This window comes from Parabacteroides massiliensis, from assembly GCF_900155425.1.
GTDB classification, from domain to species: domain Bacteria; phylum Bacteroidota; class Bacteroidia; order Bacteroidales; family Tannerellaceae; genus Parabacteroides; species Parabacteroides massiliensis.
Genome location: NZ_LT700191.1, coordinates 77,336 through 94,950 on the forward strand (window position 1 = coordinate 77,336; position 17,615 = coordinate 94,950).

Annotated in this window: 18 protein-coding genes and 5 tRNA genes; 3 read left to right on the forward strand and 20 right to left on the reverse strand. The window is 45.5% G+C overall.

From position 1 onward, the window contains the following. Window positions 1-45: 45 nt before the first annotated feature. The 17 genes from rplL to BQ9893_RS11450 all read right to left on the reverse strand — a co-directional run bounded on the left by rplL (window position 46) and on the right by BQ9893_RS11450 (window position 8,397). Window positions 46-423, reverse strand: a complete 378-nt coding sequence (gene rplL, locus BQ9893_RS11370) for a 50S ribosomal protein L7/L12 (protein WP_005854220.1) — start codon at window positions 421-423, stop codon at window positions 46-48. A gap of 45 nt (window positions 424-468) precedes the next feature. Next, window positions 469-999: a 50S ribosomal protein L10 gene (rplJ, locus tag BQ9893_RS11375; protein WP_075966167.1), complete on the reverse strand. Its 531-nt coding sequence runs from the start codon at window positions 997-999 to the stop codon at window positions 469-471. 16 nt (window positions 1,000-1,015) lie between these two features. Then, window positions 1,016-1,714: a 50S ribosomal protein L1 gene (rplA, locus tag BQ9893_RS11380; protein WP_005648088.1), complete on the reverse strand. Its 699-nt coding sequence runs from the start codon at window positions 1,712-1,714 to the stop codon at window positions 1,016-1,018. Between the two features lie 15 nt (window positions 1,715-1,729). Next, window positions 1,730-2,173: a 50S ribosomal protein L11 gene (gene rplK / locus BQ9893_RS11385; protein ID WP_005637136.1), complete on the reverse strand. Its 444-nt coding sequence runs from the start codon at window positions 2,171-2,173 to the stop codon at window positions 1,730-1,732. A gap of 74 nt (window positions 2,174-2,247) precedes the next feature. Next, window positions 2,248-2,790, reverse strand: a complete 543-nt coding sequence (nusG, locus tag BQ9893_RS11390; RefSeq protein ID WP_005637137.1) for a transcription termination/antitermination protein NusG — start codon at window positions 2,788-2,790, stop codon at window positions 2,248-2,250. 12 nt (window positions 2,791-2,802) lie between these two features. Further along, window positions 2,803-2,997: a preprotein translocase subunit SecE gene (secE, locus tag BQ9893_RS11395; protein ID WP_005637138.1), complete on the reverse strand. Its 195-nt coding sequence runs from the start codon at window positions 2,995-2,997 to the stop codon at window positions 2,803-2,805. A 19-nt stretch (window positions 2,998-3,016) separates the two neighbouring features. Then, window positions 3,017-3,089, reverse strand: a tRNA-Trp gene (locus tag BQ9893_RS11400). 47 nt (window positions 3,090-3,136) lie between these two features. After that, a complete protein-coding gene (gene tuf, locus BQ9893_RS11405; protein ID WP_075966168.1) occupies window positions 3,137-4,324 on the reverse strand; it encodes an elongation factor Tu in 1,188 nt (395 codons plus the stop codon). A gap of 50 nt (window positions 4,325-4,374) precedes the next feature. Then, window positions 4,375-4,446 (reverse strand) — tRNA-Thr (locus BQ9893_RS11410). A 10-nt stretch (window positions 4,447-4,456) separates the two neighbouring features. Beyond that, window positions 4,457-4,529, reverse strand: a tRNA-Gly gene (locus BQ9893_RS11415). A 40-nt stretch (window positions 4,530-4,569) separates the two neighbouring features. After that, window positions 4,570-4,652: transfer RNA gene (locus BQ9893_RS11420), tRNA-Tyr, on the reverse strand. 40 nt (window positions 4,653-4,692) lie between these two features. Continuing rightward, a tRNA-Thr gene (locus BQ9893_RS11425) sits at window positions 4,693-4,766 on the reverse strand. 96 nt (window positions 4,767-4,862) lie between these two features. Beyond that, the gene (gene hpf, locus BQ9893_RS11430; RefSeq protein ID WP_008152455.1) at window positions 4,863-5,162 is read right to left on the reverse strand and encodes a ribosome hibernation-promoting factor, HPF/YfiA family; all 300 of its coding nucleotides are present in this window, start codon (window positions 5,160-5,162) and stop codon (window positions 4,863-4,865) included. Beyond that, a complete protein-coding gene (locus tag BQ9893_RS11435) occupies window positions 5,159-6,061 on the reverse strand; it encodes a tyrosine recombinase XerC (protein ID WP_075967339.1) in 903 nt (300 codons plus the stop codon). Before BQ9893_RS11435 ends, hpf begins: the two co-directional genes overlap by 4 nt. Window positions 6,062-6,143: 82 nt before the next feature. Further along, window positions 6,144-6,335 carry a 30S ribosomal protein S21 gene (rpsU, locus tag BQ9893_RS11440; RefSeq protein WP_075966169.1) on the reverse strand — a complete coding sequence of 64 codons (192 nt, stop codon included), beginning with the start codon at window positions 6,333-6,335 and terminating at the stop codon, window positions 6,144-6,146. A gap of 97 nt (window positions 6,336-6,432) precedes the next feature. After that, complete coding sequence (gene mtnA, locus BQ9893_RS11445; RefSeq protein ID WP_075966170.1) at window positions 6,433-7,485, reverse strand: S-methyl-5-thioribose-1-phosphate isomerase; 1,053 nt, start codon at window positions 7,483-7,485, stop codon at window positions 6,433-6,435. Window positions 7,486-7,560: 75 nt separating this feature from the next. Next, window positions 7,561-8,397 carry an SGNH/GDSL hydrolase family protein gene (locus BQ9893_RS11450; protein ID WP_075966171.1) on the reverse strand — a complete coding sequence of 279 codons (837 nt, stop codon included), beginning with the start codon at window positions 8,395-8,397 and terminating at the stop codon, window positions 7,561-7,563. A 130-nt stretch (window positions 8,398-8,527) separates the two neighbouring features. Here BQ9893_RS11450 and mnmA point away from each other — a divergent pair, with 130 nt between their 5' ends. Then, window positions 8,528-9,604, forward strand: coding sequence for a tRNA 2-thiouridine(34) synthase MnmA (gene mnmA, locus BQ9893_RS11455; RefSeq protein WP_075966172.1), 1,077 nt, complete (start codon window positions 8,528-8,530; stop codon window positions 9,602-9,604). Window positions 9,605-9,686: 82 nt separating this feature from the next. Here the strand turns inward: mnmA and BQ9893_RS11460 are convergent, their stop codons facing one another. After that, a complete protein-coding gene (locus BQ9893_RS11460) occupies window positions 9,687-10,628 on the reverse strand; it encodes a ribose-phosphate pyrophosphokinase (RefSeq protein ID WP_075966173.1) in 942 nt (313 codons plus the stop codon). A gap of 257 nt (window positions 10,629-10,885) precedes the next feature. Between BQ9893_RS11460 and fucO the strand changes: the two genes are divergently transcribed. Beyond that, window positions 10,886-12,040, forward strand: coding sequence for a lactaldehyde reductase (gene fucO, locus BQ9893_RS11465; protein WP_075966174.1), 1,155 nt, complete (start codon window positions 10,886-10,888; stop codon window positions 12,038-12,040). Between the two features lie 127 nt (window positions 12,041-12,167). Here fucO and BQ9893_RS11470 read toward each other — a convergent pair whose 3' ends face one another. After that, window positions 12,168-13,859 (reverse strand): alpha-amylase family protein, encoded by a 1,692-nt coding sequence (locus BQ9893_RS11470; RefSeq protein WP_075966175.1) that lies wholly within the window; start codon window positions 13,857-13,859, stop codon window positions 12,168-12,170. Between the two features lie 58 nt (window positions 13,860-13,917). Further along, the gene (locus BQ9893_RS11475) at window positions 13,918-14,757 is read right to left on the reverse strand and encodes a patatin-like phospholipase family protein (RefSeq protein WP_075967340.1); all 840 of its coding nucleotides are present in this window, start codon (window positions 14,755-14,757) and stop codon (window positions 13,918-13,920) included. Between the two features lie 181 nt (window positions 14,758-14,938). On the opposite strand from BQ9893_RS11475, the gene BQ9893_RS11480 reads away from it, so the two are divergent. After that, complete coding sequence (locus tag BQ9893_RS11480; protein WP_075966176.1) at window positions 14,939-17,143, forward strand: sodium-translocating pyrophosphatase; 2,205 nt, start codon at window positions 14,939-14,941, stop codon at window positions 17,141-17,143. Window positions 17,144-17,615: the final 472 nt, after the last annotated feature.

The following is a 17,615-nucleotide window of genomic DNA, read 5'->3' on the forward strand; positions in this document are numbered from 1 at the left end:
AATGGAGACTCTTAACCAAATCACCTGATTACCAGGTTATAAATACTATTTAAGCTCAACTTCAGCTCCAGCTTCTTCCAACTGTTTCTTCAATGCTTCAGCATCAGCTTTAGCGATTCCTTCTTTGATAGCGCTAGGAGCACTGTCAACCATATCTTTAGCTTCTTTCAAACCAAGACCTGTTAATTCTTTTACTAACTTAACGATAGCCAACTTGTTTGCACCAGCTGCTTTCAATACTACGTCAAAAGAAGTCTTTTCTTCAGCAGCAGCAGCAGCGCCACCAGCAGCAGGACCAGCAACAGCAACAGCTGCAGCTGCAGGTTCGATACCATATTCTTCTTTCAGGATTGTAGCCAGTTCGCTAACTTCTTTTACGGTCAGGTTTACTAATTGTTCTGCAAAAGCTTTCAAATCTGCCATTTTTGTATGATTTAAATGTTTGTTTATCTGTGTAAATTAAAAAAATTATCTTTCTTCCAGAGTCTTCAACAGACCATGGATAGTTTGTCCTGATGACTGAAGAGCAGAAATAACGTTCTTTGCCGGAGATTGCAACAACATGATAACATCTCCGATAAGTTCGTTTTTGCTCTTGATACTTACCAAGGCTTCGAGGTTTTCTGCACCTACATAGAAACTTTCCTGTACATAGGCAGCTTTCAATGCCGGTTTTGCAGGAGCATCCTTCTTTGCATCCTTAGTAAATTCCTTAATCAGACGAGCAGGAGCATTAGCGGTGTGTGAGAACATCACAGCCGTATTGCCTTTCATTGCAACCTGCAGAGGAGAAAAATCACCTTCTACATTTTCCAATGCCTTTTTAAGCAAGTTATTCTTTACAACAACCAACTTGATCTCGTTTTTGAAACATTCCCGTCTCAATTTGCTGGTCTTCTCAGCATCCAATGCTTCGATGTCAGTCAAATAGAAATTAGGATATTCCTTTACGATCTCAGTCAGTTGACCTATAATTAAGCCTTTATCTTCCTTTTTCATTGTCCAATAATTTTAATTAGTTTTCTTCAACTGATTTGGGGTCAATTTTAATACCCGCACTCATTGTACTTGAAAGATAAATGCTCTTTATATATGTACCTTTAGCTGCAGACGGTTTCAACTTCAAAAGAGTTGAAATAAATTCCTTGGCATTGTCACGGATCTGATCGGGATTAAAAGAAATCTTACCGATTGAAGTGTGAACGATACCGGATTTGTCTACCTTAAAGTCGATCTTACCCTGCTTAACTTCTTTCACTGCGTTGCCGATTTCATTGGTAACCGTACCACTCTTCGGGTTAGGCATCAAACCACGCGGGCCTAATACTCTACCCAGAGCACCGATCTTACCCATGATAGAAGGCATCGTGATAATTACGTCAATATCAGTCCAACCGCCTTTAATCTTTTCAATATACTCATCTAATCCAACATAGTCAGCTCCTGCAGCAGTAGCTTCAGCTTCCTTGTCTGGTGTACATAATGCGAGAACCCGAACCTGCTTACCCGTTCCGTGAGGCAGTGAAACCACGCCTCTCACCATTTGGTTAGCTTTACGAGGGTCAACACCTAAACGAACATCAACATCTACAGACGCATCAAACTTAGTAGTAGTAATTTCTTTTACCAAAGCTGAAGCTTCTTTCAATGTGTATGCTTTCCCAGCTTCAATCTTGCCCAAAGCCAACTTTTGATTTTTTGTAAGTTTACTCATCTCAATTGAAGTTTATTAATTATTACCCGGGAATGTCCCTTTAACAGTGATACCCATACTTCTTGCTGTTCCGGCAACCATTCTCATGGCTGACTCGACAGTGAAGCAGTTCAGATCGACTAACTTGTCCTCTGCAATAGTTTTTACCTGATCCCAAGAGATTTCAGCAATCTTCTTACGATTCGGCTCAGCAGAACCACTCTTCTGTTTGGAAGCTTCCAACAACTGGATAGCAACAGGAGGAGTTTTCACAACAAAGTCGAAAGACTTATCGGCATAGTAAGTAATTACAACAGGTAATATCTTACCGGCCTTGTCTTGGGTTCTGGCATTAAATTGCTTGCAAAACTCCATAATATTAATACCCTTAGAACCCAGAGCAGGTCCTACAGGGGGAGAAGGGTTTGCTGCTCCTCCTTTAATCTGCAATTTGATTTGTCCAGCAACTTCTTTAGCCATTGTTTCTAAAATTTTTTAGATATATAACATCGATAACTTTTAAAGAAAGACCGTACTTTTCGTAACAAGAGCACTTATTCTTTCTCCACTTGCATATAACCCAACTCAAGCGGGGTTTTACGTCCGAAGACTTTCACCATCACTTTAAGTTTCTTTTTCTCGGCATTGACCTCTTCGATCACACCCGTGAAACCGTTAAACGGTCCAAAAGTGATTTTCACATTCTCACCAACATAAAACTGGATATCCAGGTCATCCTGCTGTTCCTGCAATTCGTCAACCGTACCTAAGATACGACTCACTTCTGCCGGACGCAAGGGAACGGGATTGTCCGATCCACCCAAAAAACCAATTACGTTAGGAATGTTTCTCAATCGATGAGCGACTTCTCCTACCAAAGCGGCTTCTACCAAAACGTATCCCGGCAAGTAAGCGCGTTCTTTCATCACCTTCTTACCATTACGTACCGTAAAAGTCTTTTCAGTAGGGATCAAGACCTGTGACACATACTCACCCAAGTCAGTATTCTTCAGCTCAGCCTCAAGATACTCTCTGACTTTATTCTCCTTGCCGCTAATGGCACGCAGAACATAAAATTTCTTTTGAATATCAGACATACTTTAAACTGATTAAAAGATTTTCTCGTAGAAGAAACGCATCACGCCCTCAAAGCCCAAATCAATAACAAAGATTAATGCCGCGATTATAAGGGAAGCAAACATAACAACCACAGCACTATTGGAAAGCTCTGTTCTCGTAGGCCAAGAAACTTTATAAACAAGTTCGTTATAAGATTCCTTAATATAATTAATTATCTTTTTCATCGAATCTATAGATTTTTAGCACGGAACGAGAGGCTCGAACTCCCGACACCTGGTTTTGGAGACCAGTGCTCTACCAACTGAGCTAGTTCCGTAAAATAGCCAGTCCTTAAAAAGACTGGCTACATTTTATGTATTTGAATTAGTTTTCTAATTCTGTGATCTGACCTGCACCTACTGTACGTCCACCTTCGCGGATAGCGAAACGAAGACCTACGTTACAAGCTACCGGATAGATCAGTTCAACGTCGATTGTAACGTTATCACCAGGCATTACCATTTCTGTTCCTTCCGGAAGAGTGATTTCACCTGTTACGTCCAATGTACGGATATAGAACTGAGGACGATATTTGTTGTGGAACGGAGTGTGACGACCACCTTCTTCTTTCTTCAAGATATAAACCTCAGCTTTGAAGCGAGAGTGTTCTTTAACCTGACCCGGGTGGCAGATTACCATACCACGTTTGATTTCGTTCTTGTCGATACCACGAAGCAACAAACCAACGTTGTCACCAGCTTCACCCTGATCCAGCAACTTACGGAACATTTCAACACCTGTAACAACAGATTTCTTTCCGGCAGCACCCAGACCGATGATCTGAACTTCATCACCAACTTTTACGATACCAGTTTCGATACGACCTGTAGCAACTGTACCACGACCTGTGATAGAGAATACGTCTTCGATCGGCATCAAGAAAGGCTTGTCAATTTCACGCGGAGGCAGCGGAATCCAAGTATCGCAAGCATCCATCAATTCCATTACTTTTTCTTCCCATTTCGGGTCACCGTTCAAAGCACCCAGAGCAGAACCACGGATGATCGGAGTGTTATCACCGTCGAAATCATAGAAAGAAAGAAGTTCTCTCATTTCCATTTCAACCAGTTCCAACATTTCCTCGTCGTCTACCATGTCACATTTGTTCATGAAAACAACCAATCTCGGAACGTTTACCTGACGAGCCAACAGGATGTGCTCGCGAGTCTGAGGCATAGGACCATCAGTAGCAGCAACTACGATGATAGCACCGTCCATCTGAGCAGCACCAGTTACCATGTTCTTTACGTAGTCGGCGTGACCCGGACAGTCTACGTGAGCATAGTGACGGTTTGCAGTCGAATACTCTACGTGAGAAGTGTTGATAGTGATACCTCTTTCTTTTTCTTCAGGAGCGTTGTCGATTGAGTCGAACGAACGCAGTTCTGAAAGACCTTTCTTTGCCAATACTGTTGTGATAGCAGCTGTCAAAGTTGTTTTACCGTGGTCAACGTGACCAATCGTACCAATGTTCACATGTGGTTTCGATCTGTCAAATTTCTCTTTTGCCATAACTTAATTGTTCTTTATTTGATTAATGATCATGTTCTAAAATATCATTGAGCCGGTGCCGAGACTTGAACTCGGGACCTCTTCCTTACCAAGGAAGTGCTCTACCGCTGAGCTACACAGGCAATAAATAAGAGCGGAAGACGGGACTCAAACCCGCGACCCTCAGCTTGGAAGGCTAATGCTCTATCAACTGAGCTACTTCCGCAATTTGTTCGTTTCTTAATTTTCAATTATCAAGAAACGAGTGGGCAGTGATGGATTCGAACCACCGAAGTCGAAAGACAGCTGAGTTACAGTCAGCCCCATTTGGCCACTCTGGTAACTGCCCCCATTTTTACGATTGAAATCATTCATTTTCAATCTTCTTGAGCCTCTTGTCGGATTCGAACCAACGACCCCGAGATTACAAATCACGTGCTCTGGCCAACTGAGCTAAAGAGGCGTATCTACTTCAAAAAGCAGCCGTTTCGTCACCAAGGCGAAACGGCTGCAAATTTAGACATTATTTCTTATATACCAAATTTATCTACCGTTTTTTTTATTTGGCTCTGATTTTTTCCTTGAATTTAACTAACTGTTTCTCCAAGGCTTCTACACATTCGTCAATTGACTCTTCAAAAGTATCATTTACCTTCTCGGCAAAACAATCTCCATTTTTAATAATCAATCGGATAGCCGCTTCTTTATTCTTTGCAGATTCCGGTTTTACGACCTTCAAACTGACTTCTGCCGATATAATGCCGTCGAAATACTGTTCCAACTTAGACACTTTCTTCTGAATAAACGCTTCTAATTGATCAGTTGCGTCAAAATGGATCGCTTGAATTCTAATGTTCATAATAAACCTCCTTCTTTTTGCGCTCTTGGATGAGCATGATACACTTTTTTTAATTCCTCAAAGGTTGTATGTGTGTAAATACTGGTGGAAGCCAGACTGCTGTGTCCGAGTAACTCTTTCACGGCATTCAATTCCGCTCCATTATTCAACATACTTGTTGCAAACGAATGTCTTAATACGTGAGGGCTGCATTTTGCCAATGTCGGAATATCCGAGAGCTTCTTTTTTACTATTGTATAAAGAATACCCGGGGATAACTGACCACCGTTCTTCCGGACAAAGAACCATCCGCCTCCTGCACCGACTTCACGATTCCGGACTTCAGTGTATGCAAGCATCAAGTTTTTCAATCTTTCTGCAAAAGGAATCAACCGCTGCTTGTTACGCTTACCTGTCACCTTGACCTGCATGGCTTCGTAATCTATATCGGCATCTTGCAAACCGATCAATTCCGAGCACCTCACTCCGGTGTCATAAAGCAATTCAAGTATCAGGCGATCCCTCACCCCTTCAAAATCCTCATCAAACCCATCTCCATCCAACAATTCCTCCATATCCTTTTCTTTCACAAAAACCGGTAATGGCTTCTTTGTTTTCGGACCGGCCACAAACCGTAACGGGTTTACAGAAACGAATCCCTGCTTCATAAGGAATTTAAAAAAAGATTTCAAAGAACTCAACTTCCGGTTGACAGATACGGACGAAATCTTGTTATCCAACAATGACATAATCCAATTCCGTACAATATCCGCATCAACTTCCTCCGGCACAAATATGCCTTCTTTCTTCTCTTTTACAAAATCTTCGAATTGGCGCAAATCTCTGGAATAAGCGCTAATCGTATGCTCGGAATAATTCCGCTCATACCGAAGATAATCTAAAAATGAATCAATCTGCACATTCACGTTGCATCAACTTTTATGCAACGAAAATAGGAATAAGAATCCAATAAAACAAACTTGGCAGACAGATTTTGTATTTTTATTCTTCTACCTGCTGCAATTGCTGAACGTAAACAGCACGCATGATTTGTTTTCTCTTTGCTACAGAGGGTTTTTCGAAAGCCTGACGGTTTCTCAATTCCTTTACAACACCTGTTTTTTCAAACTTTCTTTTGAATTTCTTCAGCGCTTTTTCAATGTTTTCGCCTTCTTTTAATGGAACTACGATCATAATTTAATTTATTATATTGTTTAATTACTATATCCACAAATTGGGCAGCAAAATTACTGATTTGTTTGATATTGGCAAAACTTTCCGTAAATATTTTTCAGAAATCCTCCATATGGAAAGGTGGATAGGCAATCCCCTTTTCGGTTACAATTGCTGTTATCAAGTCATGAGGTGTCACATCAAAAGCCGGATTATAGACTTTCACTCCTTCGGGAGCCATCCGCGAAGCATACCACATCTCCGTCACTTCTTCAGGATTCCGTTCTTCGATCACAATCGAATCTCCATCCGGGCAATTCAGGTCGATGGTTGAAGTCGGCCCCAATACATAAAAAGGAATACCGTAATGACGGGCCAGGATCGCCACTCCCGAAGTCCCTATCTTATTTGCCGTATCTCCATTTGCCGCTACCCGGTCGCAACCGACCACAACAGCCTGCACCCAGCCTTTCCGCATGACGACCGATGCCATATTATCACAGATCAACGTCACATCCACGCCTGCCTTCTGCAATTCGTAGGCCGTCAGGCGTGCGCCCTGCAACAGCGGACGCGTTTCATCGGCAAACACCTTAAAGCCATATCCGCGCTCTTCCCCTAAATAAACCGGGGCCAAAGCCGTCCCATATTCCGAAACCGCCAGATGGCCGGCATTACAATGTGTCAGGATCCCCATACCCGGACGCAGCAAGGACAGGCAGTTTTCCCCTATCTTACGGCAGGCAGCCGCATCTTCTGCCCGGATCGCTTCCGACTCGGCACGCAGCAGCTGCACTATTTCCGGAACAGGTCTCATCGAATGGGCAACCACGGCTCTTTCCATCCGGTTCAAAGCAGCGACCAAGTTAACCGCTGTCGGGCGGGAAGAGGCCAGATAATTCTTAATTCGAATGAACTCACGGTAAAAAGTATCGTAAGTACCTGCCGTAATCTGCCGGCTGCAAACATAAATACCATAAGCGGCAGCTATCCCGATAGCCGGCGCCCCTCGTACTTTCAATTTATATATAGCCTCCCAGACCTCTTCTGCTGAAGAAAGGGAAACATAGACTTCGGATCCCGGCAAACGGGTCTGATCCAGGATAACCACGGCACGCCCATCCTGACTCAAACGAACTGTCTTTAAATCTGTTATATTTATACTATTCATCGTTATTATTTAATCAACATACAACTCCAATGCCATTCCCTTTCGTAATGCACTGAAAGGATATATCGGGAAACATCATTCGAAATCGGCCGGATAAGCCAGCAGTTGATACATCAAAGCCTTTGCCATCCGGTAATGCCCGTCTGCATTCGGATGAAGACGATCCGTATCTTCCTTATGGAAATAACGGGTATGGGAGTCGATGACAGGATAGAGTCCGCTGATGCTATTGAGGTCTATGACTGGAACGGCCCAAACATTGGCTGCTTCTTTGATCACTTCCACATATTCATCCACATACAAACCGATCCGGTTGGGATAAGATTCGTCCGGTTGGATATTGTTATCTCCGAATTTGGCATATCCGCGATGTATCGGGGTCAGCAGTATGATTTGTTTCGTCGGATAATTCGTTTTCAGATAAGAGAGGACACGGTTGATACGCCCCCGGAACGTCCGGTCATCCGTCTGCAGCATCCGCCGCTTCCGTACTTCCTGCTTCGGCCCCGAAACTTCAACGGATTCTTCCTTCTCGACATACCATTCGCCTAAAGGCACTCCGTCATTAAAGTCGTTTGTCCCGGCAAAGATCAGGATTGCATCAACATCGCCACCTTGTTCAGCCTGCAATTTCCCGGCCTGTTCCAACACGCCATTCCATTGATGGCCGTTAATGCCGTAAACAACCGGTTCCAGGCCCAACATTTCCGAAAGATACTGCCAATAATTTTTCGTCGTCCCGACATGTGCCTTATCTGTAATCGAATCACCCAGGAAAGCCACCTTCTTCCCTTTCCACGGGTTGGGGACAGACACTTCCGGCACTTCCGGCAAGAGATAAGCTGAACAAGGATAAACATCGGCCGACAACAATAAAGCCGACAATAACAAAGCAGAATAACGTATATGCATATTGATTTTATCAATTGAAATTAACTAAACGCACAAAATTATAAATATACGCTGAAGCGCCCAAGACATCTCCCTGTTTTAATTGAAAAATTTACCGTACCTTTGTACAATTCTTATTCACTGTAGAAATATGGAAATTGCAGCATTAGTTTCGGGAGGAGTAGACAGCTCCGTAGTCGTCCATCAGTTGAAAGAGGCAGGATACGATCCTACCATTTTCTATATCCGCATCGGCATGGAAGATAAAGATGGATATATAGACTGTCCTGCCGAAGAAGATATAGAGATCACCTCCTATATAGCCAAGAAATACGGATGTAGGTTTGAAATCGTCTCTTTACACGACGAATATTGGGATCGTGTCGTGAGTTATACCATCGATTCCGTAAAACGCGGGCTCACCCCCAACCCGGATATGATGTGCAACAAATACATCAAATTCGGTTGTTTCGAGGATAAATGGGGAAAAGATTTCGACAAAATAGCAACCGGCCATTACGCCACGACAACCGAAATAAACGGTAAGGTATGGCTTTCCACCGCCAAAGACCCGGTAAAAGACCAGACCGACTTTCTCGGCCAGATCACCCGCTTGCAAATACAGAAGTTGATGTTTCCGATCGGCCACCTGATGAAAAGCGAAGTCCGGGCCATCGCCGAAGAGCAAAAACTGCCGAGCGCCAAGCGGAAAGACAGCCAGGGTATCTGCTTCTTAGGCAAAATCAACTACAACGATTTCATCGAACGCTACCTGGGTAAACGGACCGGGAAGATCGTCGAACTGGAAACCGGCAAGGTGCTGGGCAAACACAACGGCTATTGGTTCCACACCATCGGGCAGCGTAAGGGATTGGGACTGAGCGGAGGACCGTGGTTCGTTATCAAAAAAGACATCAGACGGAACATCATCTACGTCTCCAACGGCTACGACCCGGAAACACAGTACGGCAAGATCATCAACATGCACGGCTTCGACTTCATCACCGAAGATCCGTGGGGAGAGTTTGAGGACGAGAAAGAGATCACTTTCAAGATCCGCCACACGCCGGATTTCACCCACGGCCGTATCCGCCGCATCGGTGACTTGTACCGCATCGAATCCGACAACAAGATACAGGGAATCGCCCCCGGACAGTACGGAGTGGTCTACGACAAAGACCACCATCTTTGCCTCGGTAGCGGCATGATTATCGACGAAGAGAAATAGGCAAAATCAAGAATTACATGAAAATAAAAAAGGCTGCTCATCCCGTAGGATTTGCAGCCTTTTCTTTAATATCATGAATTAATTAAATAGCATACAGAGAACTGATAGATTCACCGCTGCATACACGACGGATTGCTTCGGCAAACATATCGGCCACAGACAATACTTTCACCTTTTCGCATTTCTTTGCGTAAGGGATAGAGTCTGTAAAGATCATTTCTGTCAAAGCAGACTGGTCCACACGTGTAGAAGCCGGGTCGGACATAACGGCATGGCTGGCGATGGCACGCACGGACCTAGCCCCGTTTTCGAGCATCAGATTGGCAGCCTTTGTTATAGTACCGGCCGTATCCACCATATCGTCGATCAAAAGTATATCCAAACCTTTCACATCACCGATGATACGCATCTCAGCCACTTCATTGGCACGCAGACGGGATTTGTGGCAGATAACCATCGGCAAACCCAGATATTTGGAATAACTGCTGGCACGTTTCGTTCCTCCGACGTCAGGTGTGGCGATACACAGATTATCCAGAGGCAAAGATGATTTAATGTAATCCAAGAAAATGGAAGAAGCATACAAGTGATCGACCGGAACATTAAAGAATCCCTGAATCTGATCGGCATGCAGGTCCATAGTGATCAAACGGTCGATACCGGCTGTACTCAGCATGTCTGCGATCAGCTTGGCACCGATAGACACACGCGGTTTGTCTTTTCTATCCTGACGCGCCCAACCGAAATAAGGAATAACTGCGATTACAGAGTGTGCTGAAGCACGCTTGGCAGCATCGATCATCAGGAGAAGCTCCATCAGATTATCAGAGTTAGGAAACGTTGATTGTACCAGAAAAACATCACGGCCACGGATCGATTCTTCATAAGAAACGGCAAATTCACCGTCGGCAAAGTGTTGAATGTTCATCTGCCCCAGCGGGCAACCAAGACTATTGCAAATTTTCTCTGCAAGATACCGGGAGTTTGTTCCCGAAAACACCAAGAAAGGAGTTTGTGCACTCATTATTCCGAATATTTATCTTAAGTAAATAGATTTGAATTGTAGGCGCAAAGGTACAAAACAATTATGACTTATGATTTCAATACTTCAGTAAATTTTCACCGAGCTTTTAAAAGTTAAACATAGAGCCGGCTAAAACAGGCTCAATAAACATATAAGAGATCATTGATTTGTCAAACTCGCGGAATTTATATACTTTAGCAACCGCAACATTCTATCATAGGGGATGTTGCGATTAATCTTTTAAACAAAATATAACCATGAATCGCATTATTTTAAATGAAACTTCCTATTTCGGTGCAGGATGCCGAAGTGTAATTGCAGTGGAAGCAGCCAGACGTGGCTTCAAGAAAGCCTTTTTTGTAACGGATAAGGACCTTATTAAATTCGGTGTAGCTGCCGAAATCATAAAAGTGTTTGATGAAAATAAGATACCTTATGAACTTTACAGTGATGTGAAGGCCAATCCCACCATTGCCAATGTACAGAACGGTGTGGCTGCCTATAAGGCATCCGGTGCCGATTTCATTGTAGCTTTGGGAGGTGGTTCTTCCATCGATACAGCCAAAGGTATCGGTATCGTTGTGAACAACCCGGACTTTGCCGACGTGAAGTCTCTGGAAGGAGTGGCAGACACCAAGCACAAAGCCGTACCTACTTTCGCATTGCCCACTACTGCCGGAACGGCTGCCGAAGTGACTATCAACTATGTGATTATTGACGAAGATGCACGTAAAAAGATGGTTTGCGTAGACCCGAATGATATTCCTGCCGTGGCCATCGTAGACCCCGAACTGATGTATTCCATGCCGAAGGGGCTGACTGCCGCTACGGGTATGGACGCCTTGACGCATGCCATCGAAAGTTATATTACTCCGGGTGCGTGGGTCATGAGTGATATGTTCGAACTGAAAGCTATCGAGATGATTGCACAGAATCTGAAGGCGGCTGTGGATAACGGCAAGGATGCCGCTGCCCGCGAAGCCATGTCTCAGGCACAGTATATCGCCGGTATGGGATTCTCTAATGTAGGTTTGGGAATCGTGCATTCGATGGCTCATCCGTTGGGCGCTTTCTATGACACACCTCATGGGGTGGCAAATGCTTTGCTGTTGCCTTATGTGATGGAATACAACGCTGAATCTCCGGCTGCTCCGAAATATATCAATATAGCCAAGGCTATGGGAGTAGATACCACCGGAATGAGCGAGGCTGAAGGTGTGAAAGCAGCGATTGAAGCGGTAAAAGCTCTTTCTCTCAGCATCGGCATTCCTCAGAAACTACACGAAATCAATGTGAAGGAAGAAGATATTCCGGCATTGGCGGTAGCGGCATTCAATGATGTTTGTACGGGTGGCAATCCTCGTCCTACTTCGGTAGCAGATATCGAAGCGCTGTATCACAAAGCATTCTGAATCTGATTCGATTAGAATTTTATATACATCCGAAGTATGCTTGAAAGAGTGCACTTCGGATGTTTTTTATTTCTTAACGTGTGTTTTCTGAACAACACTTCGATCAGAGCAGATCATACATCGCAAATCAATATGCAAACTTCAGTAAACGACCGGAATAAGCAGGTATGACGACCTGATAAGGCCAGGCGGTTGTCAATGTACTGATACAGCTTTCTCCGGTCATCAGATCGGTCAGCACCGCTGCTTTATTGTCTTCGAAACCAAGCGACTTGAATGCTTCATCGGGAATTCGGATACGTACCGTCTGCTCCGCCTTGTCAAAGTTGACCACCACCAACAGCACCTCATTCCGGTATTTACGCATGAACACGAATTGGCGATGCGAATTAAAATACGGGTTACCCTGGTTTGCATACATCAAATCATAGAAAACGCCATCCGTGATCACCTGTTCGGACTTGGATATATTCAGGATCTTTGCATACGTCTCGCGCAATTGCCGCTGCTCGGCGGTCAGTTTGCCACCATCGAAAGCCCCTTCGTTTATCCAGTTACGCAAGCTGGCAAGACTCCAGTAATCAAAAATCGTCGTGCGCCCGTCACGTCCGCTGAACCCCTCATCGTCCATTCCCGGCTCCCCTAATTCCTGTCCGCTGTAGATCATCACCGGATTGGTATTCATCATGGCCGACACGATCATTCCCGGAATTCCCGGACGCGGATCTCCGGCGAAGAAGTAAGAAGCGACACGTTGCTCGTCATGGTTCTCCAAGAAGTTCAGCATATTATGCTGGATGCCTTCAAGAGACTGCCAGCAGCCGGAGAGATTGCTTGCCGGAGCCTGGCCGCACATAACGGCCCGTATCGTATCGTAGAGCCCGACCTTATCATACAAATAATCAAAATGCCCGTTCCTGATATAATTACGATATTCAGCCGGATTATACACTTCGGCAATAAAACAAACATCTGAAACCTGTTTCACCTTCGGTATCACCCAATTCCAGAATTCAACCGGAACCATTTCCGCCATATCGCACCGGAAGCCGTCCACCCCTTTCCCGGCCCAGAAAAGCAGGATATCCAACATCTTTTCCCATGTATTGGGAATCGGATCAAAATGCGGAGTACGGCCGTTCATATAATCAACGCCATAATTCAGCTTGACCGTCTCATACCAGTCGTTTTGTCCGGGGCTGGTGCTAAAACAATCGTTGCCTGTGACTTTCGCCGGAAATTCGCTATATTCAAAGTCTTCCTGCTGCGCCCCGAACTGCAGGCACAAGGGCTGCCCCGGTATATAATAGAAATTATTATCAGGATCGAAAGCTTTCGATGTATTATCCTTTTGCCCCAAATCCTCCACATACGCCATCTTGGCATCCGAATAATACTGGCGGGCGACATGGTTGGGTACAAAATCGATGATTACTTTCATCCCGGCTTCATGTGTCCTTCTGACCAACGATTCGAATTCTTTCATACGGCCAGGCACATTATCGGCCAGGTCCGGGTCTATATCGTAATAATCTTTGATGGCATAAGGCGAGCCGGCATTTCCCTTTACGACTGCCGCATGGTCTTTTCGTATCTGGTAAGCCGTATAATCGGTATTCGTCGCATGTTCGATCACTCCGGTATACCACACATGGGTGATACCCAATTCCTTGATCTTGGACAAAGCAACCGGCGTAAAGGCCGAGAACTTACCTACTCCGTTTTCGGTTTTACTCCCGTTTTTCACCAAGGATGATTTCATATTTCCAAACCACCGTGGAAAAACCTGATATATTACCATCTTATTTGTCTGTTTCATCGCGCTATTTGTCAACTTTGTTAATATTTAGGGTGACCCCCGGAGCATCCGGAAAAAGCTATGGCATCAGAGTATTGTTTTTCCTTGCCATAATCGCGTTCACCAAAGTTTCATATTTATTTTCTTTTATCACGACCTCGAATGCCCGGATTGCCGCTGCATACCCGATATTGGCAATCTCACTCACATTCTCCAAATCGAATGTCTTATACATGCCGAACTCCTCCGCCTCGATCAGGACATCACACATTTCGCGGTCTTCCAACGTGTTGGCCCGGAACATATAGTGATAAGAACGTTCTGCTATATGGAAAATTGTCTGCTTGTACTTTTGCGGTACAAGAGGGCTGACATTCACTCCGATGACACGTTCACATTCTTCACGGATGATGGAAACCGGGAAATTGTGGAAAAGCCCCCCATCGACATAATGCACGCCGTTTATCATGACCGGGCTAAAGATTATCGGAATACTGCAGGAAGCCGTCACCGCCTCCACGATGGGACCGCTACGAAACTCATGGCTCTCACCGTTGTCAAGGTCGGTCGCCACGACTACCAGAGGTATTTTCAGCTCTTCAAACGTTTTCGCTCTCAAATGACGACGAAGGAAATAACGAAACCGCTTGCTGTCGAACAAACCGGATTTCGGGATTTGCAACTGGGCGAACTCGGAAAACTCACGTCCGGTAAAAAGATCTTTAATTTCATCGGGAGTATAGCCATCGGCAAACAAAGCCCCCATTAACGCACCGGCACTTGTACCGACGATGATATCCGGCTTCAAACCGCATTCTTCCAGTAATTTAAAAACCCCGATATGAGCAAAACCTTTCGCCCCTCCACCGCTCAAAGCCAAGCCTAATTTATAGGTCTTATGGTTCGTTTCTTCCGTCATTTGCGTTTTCTTTACTATTGATTTGACAAATATGCTGTTTTTTTCAGAATGAACCATTATTATTTCCGAAAAAGTTTCTCTACTCCTTTATTTTCGTTACATTTACAGGTGAACAATAAAGAATCGTAAGGCGCTAAGTGTCAAAACGATTAAATCCATATTAAAATTAAATCTCATTGCTATGATTACACCTATTTTTTGGATCATACCGGTAGCCTCTATCCTGGCGCTGGCATTTGCCTGGTTCTTCTTCAGGCAGATGATGAAAGAGAATGAAGGAACGGAGTTAATGGCAAAAATAGCCCAACATGTACGCAAGGGGGCTATGTCGTACCTGAAACAGCAATACAAGGTTGTTGCTTCGGTGTTTCTCGCCTTGGTGGTCCTGTTCTCCATCATGGCGTATGGATTCGGAGTGCAGAACGAATGGGTACCGATCGCCTTCCTGACCGGCGGTTTCTTCTCCGGCCTTGCCGGTTTCTTGGGAATGAAAACAGCCACTTATGCATCTGCCCGTACCGCCAATGCCGCCCGTTCGTCCTTGAACAGCGGTTTGCAGGTCGCTTTCAGGAGCGGCGCCGTGATGGGGTTGGTCGTCGTCGGGCTCGGTTTGCTGGACATTTCGTTCTGGTACTTGTTGTTAAACATCTGCATCCCGGCGGAAACGATAGATGCGACACATAAACTGACCATCATAACCACCACCATGCTGACCTTCGGAATGGGAGCTTCCACACAGGCGCTCTTCGCACGTGTCGGCGGAGGAATTTACACAAAAGCCGCCGATGTCGGAGCCGACCTGGTCGGAAAAGTAGAGGCCGGTATCCCCGAAGACGATCCGCGCAATCCGGCAACCATTGCCGACAATGTGGGAGATAACGTCGGCGACGTGGCCGGTATGGGTGCGGACCTGTACGAATCGTATTGCGGTTCGATCTTAGCGACCTCCGCATTGGGAGCTGCCGCATTCGTGGCGTCCGGCGATGTAGAGATGCAATATAAGGCGGTTGTGGCGCCGATGCTGATCGCTGCCGTCGGGATCTTCTTGTCGATTATCGGTATCTTTGCCGTCCGCACAAAAGAGAACGCAACGATACGCGAACTGCTGAAAGCGCTTGCGATAGGGACAAATCTCAGCTCGGTATTGATCGCCCTTTCCACCTTCGGGATTCTCTACTTGTTGGAACTGGACAATTGGTTCTGGATCAGCTGTTCGGTTATCGTCGGCTTGTTGGTCGGGATCGTGATCGGCCAATCGACGGAATACTACACTTCCCAGTCTTACAAACCCACCCGGCTGGTTTCGGAAGCAGGACTGACCGGACCGGCAACGGTGATCATCTCCGGATTGGGATTGGGCATGCTGTCTACCGCAATTCCGGTACTGGCCGTAGTAGCCGGGATCATCTGTTCGTTTCTTTTTGCTTCCGGTTTCGACTTCAATAATACAGGGATGGGGTTATACGGCATCGGCATCGCTGCCGTCGGAATGCTTTCGACTTTAGGCATCACACTGGCGACGGATGCTTACGGGCCCATTGCCGACAATGCCGGAGGCAATGCGGAAATGTCCGGCTTGGGCAAAGAAGTCAGGAAACGCACGGATGCACTCGACTCCTTGGGCAACACGACAGCTGCAACAGGCAAAGGATTTGCAATCGGCTCGGCAGCTTTGACCGGCCTGGCCTTGTTGGCCTCTTATGTGGAAGAGATTAAAATGGGATTGCTCCGGTTAGGCGAAACAGTCTTGCAATTTGCCGATGGCAGGGCAATCGAAGTGTCAAAGGCCTCATTCTCCGATTTCATGATTTACTATGATGTCACGCTTATGAATCCGAAAGTGTTGGCCGGTATGTTTCTCGGCTCCATGATGGCTTTCATGTTCTGCGGATTAACAATGAATGCAGTCGGACGGGCTGCCGGGCATATGGTGGAAGAAGTACGCCGCCAGTTTAGAGAAATTCCGGGAATCCTGACAGGAAAAGCCGAACCCGATTATGCTCGTTGCGTGGCCATCTCGACAAAAGGGGCACAGCACGAAATGGTTCTGCCTTCCCTGCTGGCCATCATCGCCCCGATCGTCACCGGCCTGATATTCGGAGTGACAGGAGTAGTCGGGTTGTTGATCGGCGGACTGAGCACAGGGTTCGTCCTGGCAATCTTCATGGCCAATTCGGGAGGAGCCTGGGACAATGCCAAGAAACATATCGAAGAAGGGAACCACGGCGGCAAGGGTAGCGAAGCCCATAAAGCAACGGTCGTAGGCGACACGGTCGGCGACCCGTTCAAAGACACCTCCGGCCCCAGCCTCAACATCCTGATCAAACTGATGAGCATGGTCGCGATCGTCATGGCAGGACTGACAGTTGCCTGGAGTTTGTTCTGACCGGGTGATAGATGACAGATAAAAAGGCCTTTTTGCAAAACTTTTCTGTGTATTTGAATTAGAATAGGCTCCCTTAAAGGCCCCCTCTTCTAATTCACTTTTTCCTAATACTTTTACAGAAACGGGATTTTATCTGTCATCTGTCACCATAAACACCTGATAATCAATGATAGCTTTTTTTAGGGAGGTCCCCGTTTAATTCATTTCTTGCCATGAAATGCTTGACACATTATTTCTTGCGATGAAATGTTTTGATACAGGACAGACGACACCCCAAAAAGCGTCTGCCCCAACCCATAGCTTTACGAGGGCTAAAGCTATGGGTTACGCCATCTAATGCATAGCTTTAGAGAAGCTGAAGCACAACCATGCGGCACGTTGCGGATCAAATCGTTTTCCGGTCGCATATTTTTAACTACCGGATGAAATCATTCATGGAGAAATGCTTGTATCTTTGCATCCGGTATAACAT

Bases quoted from the DNA above. Each gene is read 5' to 3' on its own strand.
- fucO (WP_075966174.1), top strand. From the start codon at position 10,886: ATGAATCGCATTATTTTAAATGAAACTTCCTATTTCGGTGCAGGATGC.
- rplL (WP_005854220.1), bottom strand. From the start codon at position 423: ATGGCAGATTTGAAAGCTTTTGCAGAACAATTAGTAAACCTGACCGTA.
- rplJ (WP_075966167.1), bottom strand. From the start codon at position 999: ATGAAAAAGGAAGATAAAGGCTTAATTATAGGTCAACTGACTGAGATC.
- BQ9893_RS11450 (WP_075966171.1), bottom strand. From the start codon at position 8,397: ATGCATATACGTTATTCTGCTTTGTTATTGTCGGCTTTATTGTTGTCG.
- rplA (WP_005648088.1), bottom strand. From the start codon at position 1,714: ATGAGTAAACTTACAAAAAATCAAAAGTTGGCTTTGGGCAAGATTGAA.
- hpf (WP_008152455.1), bottom strand. From the start codon at position 5,162: ATGAACATTAGAATTCAAGCGATCCATTTTGACGCAACTGATCAATTA.
- BQ9893_RS11480 (WP_075966176.1), top strand. From the start codon at position 14,939: ATGATTACACCTATTTTTTGGATCATACCGGTAGCCTCTATCCTGGCG.
- BQ9893_RS11470 (WP_075966175.1), bottom strand. From the start codon at position 13,859: ATGAAACAGACAAATAAGATGGTAATATATCAGGTTTTTCCACGGTGG.
- BQ9893_RS11460 (WP_075966173.1), bottom strand. From the start codon at position 10,628: ATGAGTGCACAAACTCCTTTCTTGGTGTTTTCGGGAACAAACTCCCGG.
- mtnA (WP_075966170.1), bottom strand. From the start codon at position 7,485: ATGAATAGTATAAATATAACAGATTTAAAGACAGTTCGTTTGAGTCAG.
- BQ9893_RS11475 (WP_075967340.1), bottom strand. From the start codon at position 14,757: ATGACGGAAGAAACGAACCATAAGACCTATAAATTAGGCTTGGCTTTG.
- mnmA (WP_075966172.1), top strand. From the start codon at position 8,528: ATGGAAATTGCAGCATTAGTTTCGGGAGGAGTAGACAGCTCCGTAGTC.
- secE (WP_005637138.1), bottom strand. From the start codon at position 2,997: ATGAAAAAGATAATTAATTATATTAAGGAATCTTATAACGAACTTGTT.
- tuf (WP_075966168.1), bottom strand. From the start codon at position 4,324: ATGGCAAAAGAGAAATTTGACAGATCGAAACCACATGTGAACATTGGT.
- nusG (WP_005637137.1), bottom strand. From the start codon at position 2,790: ATGTCTGATATTCAAAAGAAATTTTATGTTCTGCGTGCCATTAGCGGC.
- rpsU (WP_075966169.1), bottom strand. From the start codon at position 6,335: ATGATCGTAGTTCCATTAAAAGAAGGCGAAAACATTGAAAAAGCGCTG.
- rplK (WP_005637136.1), bottom strand. From the start codon at position 2,173: ATGGCTAAAGAAGTTGCTGGACAAATCAAATTGCAGATTAAAGGAGGA.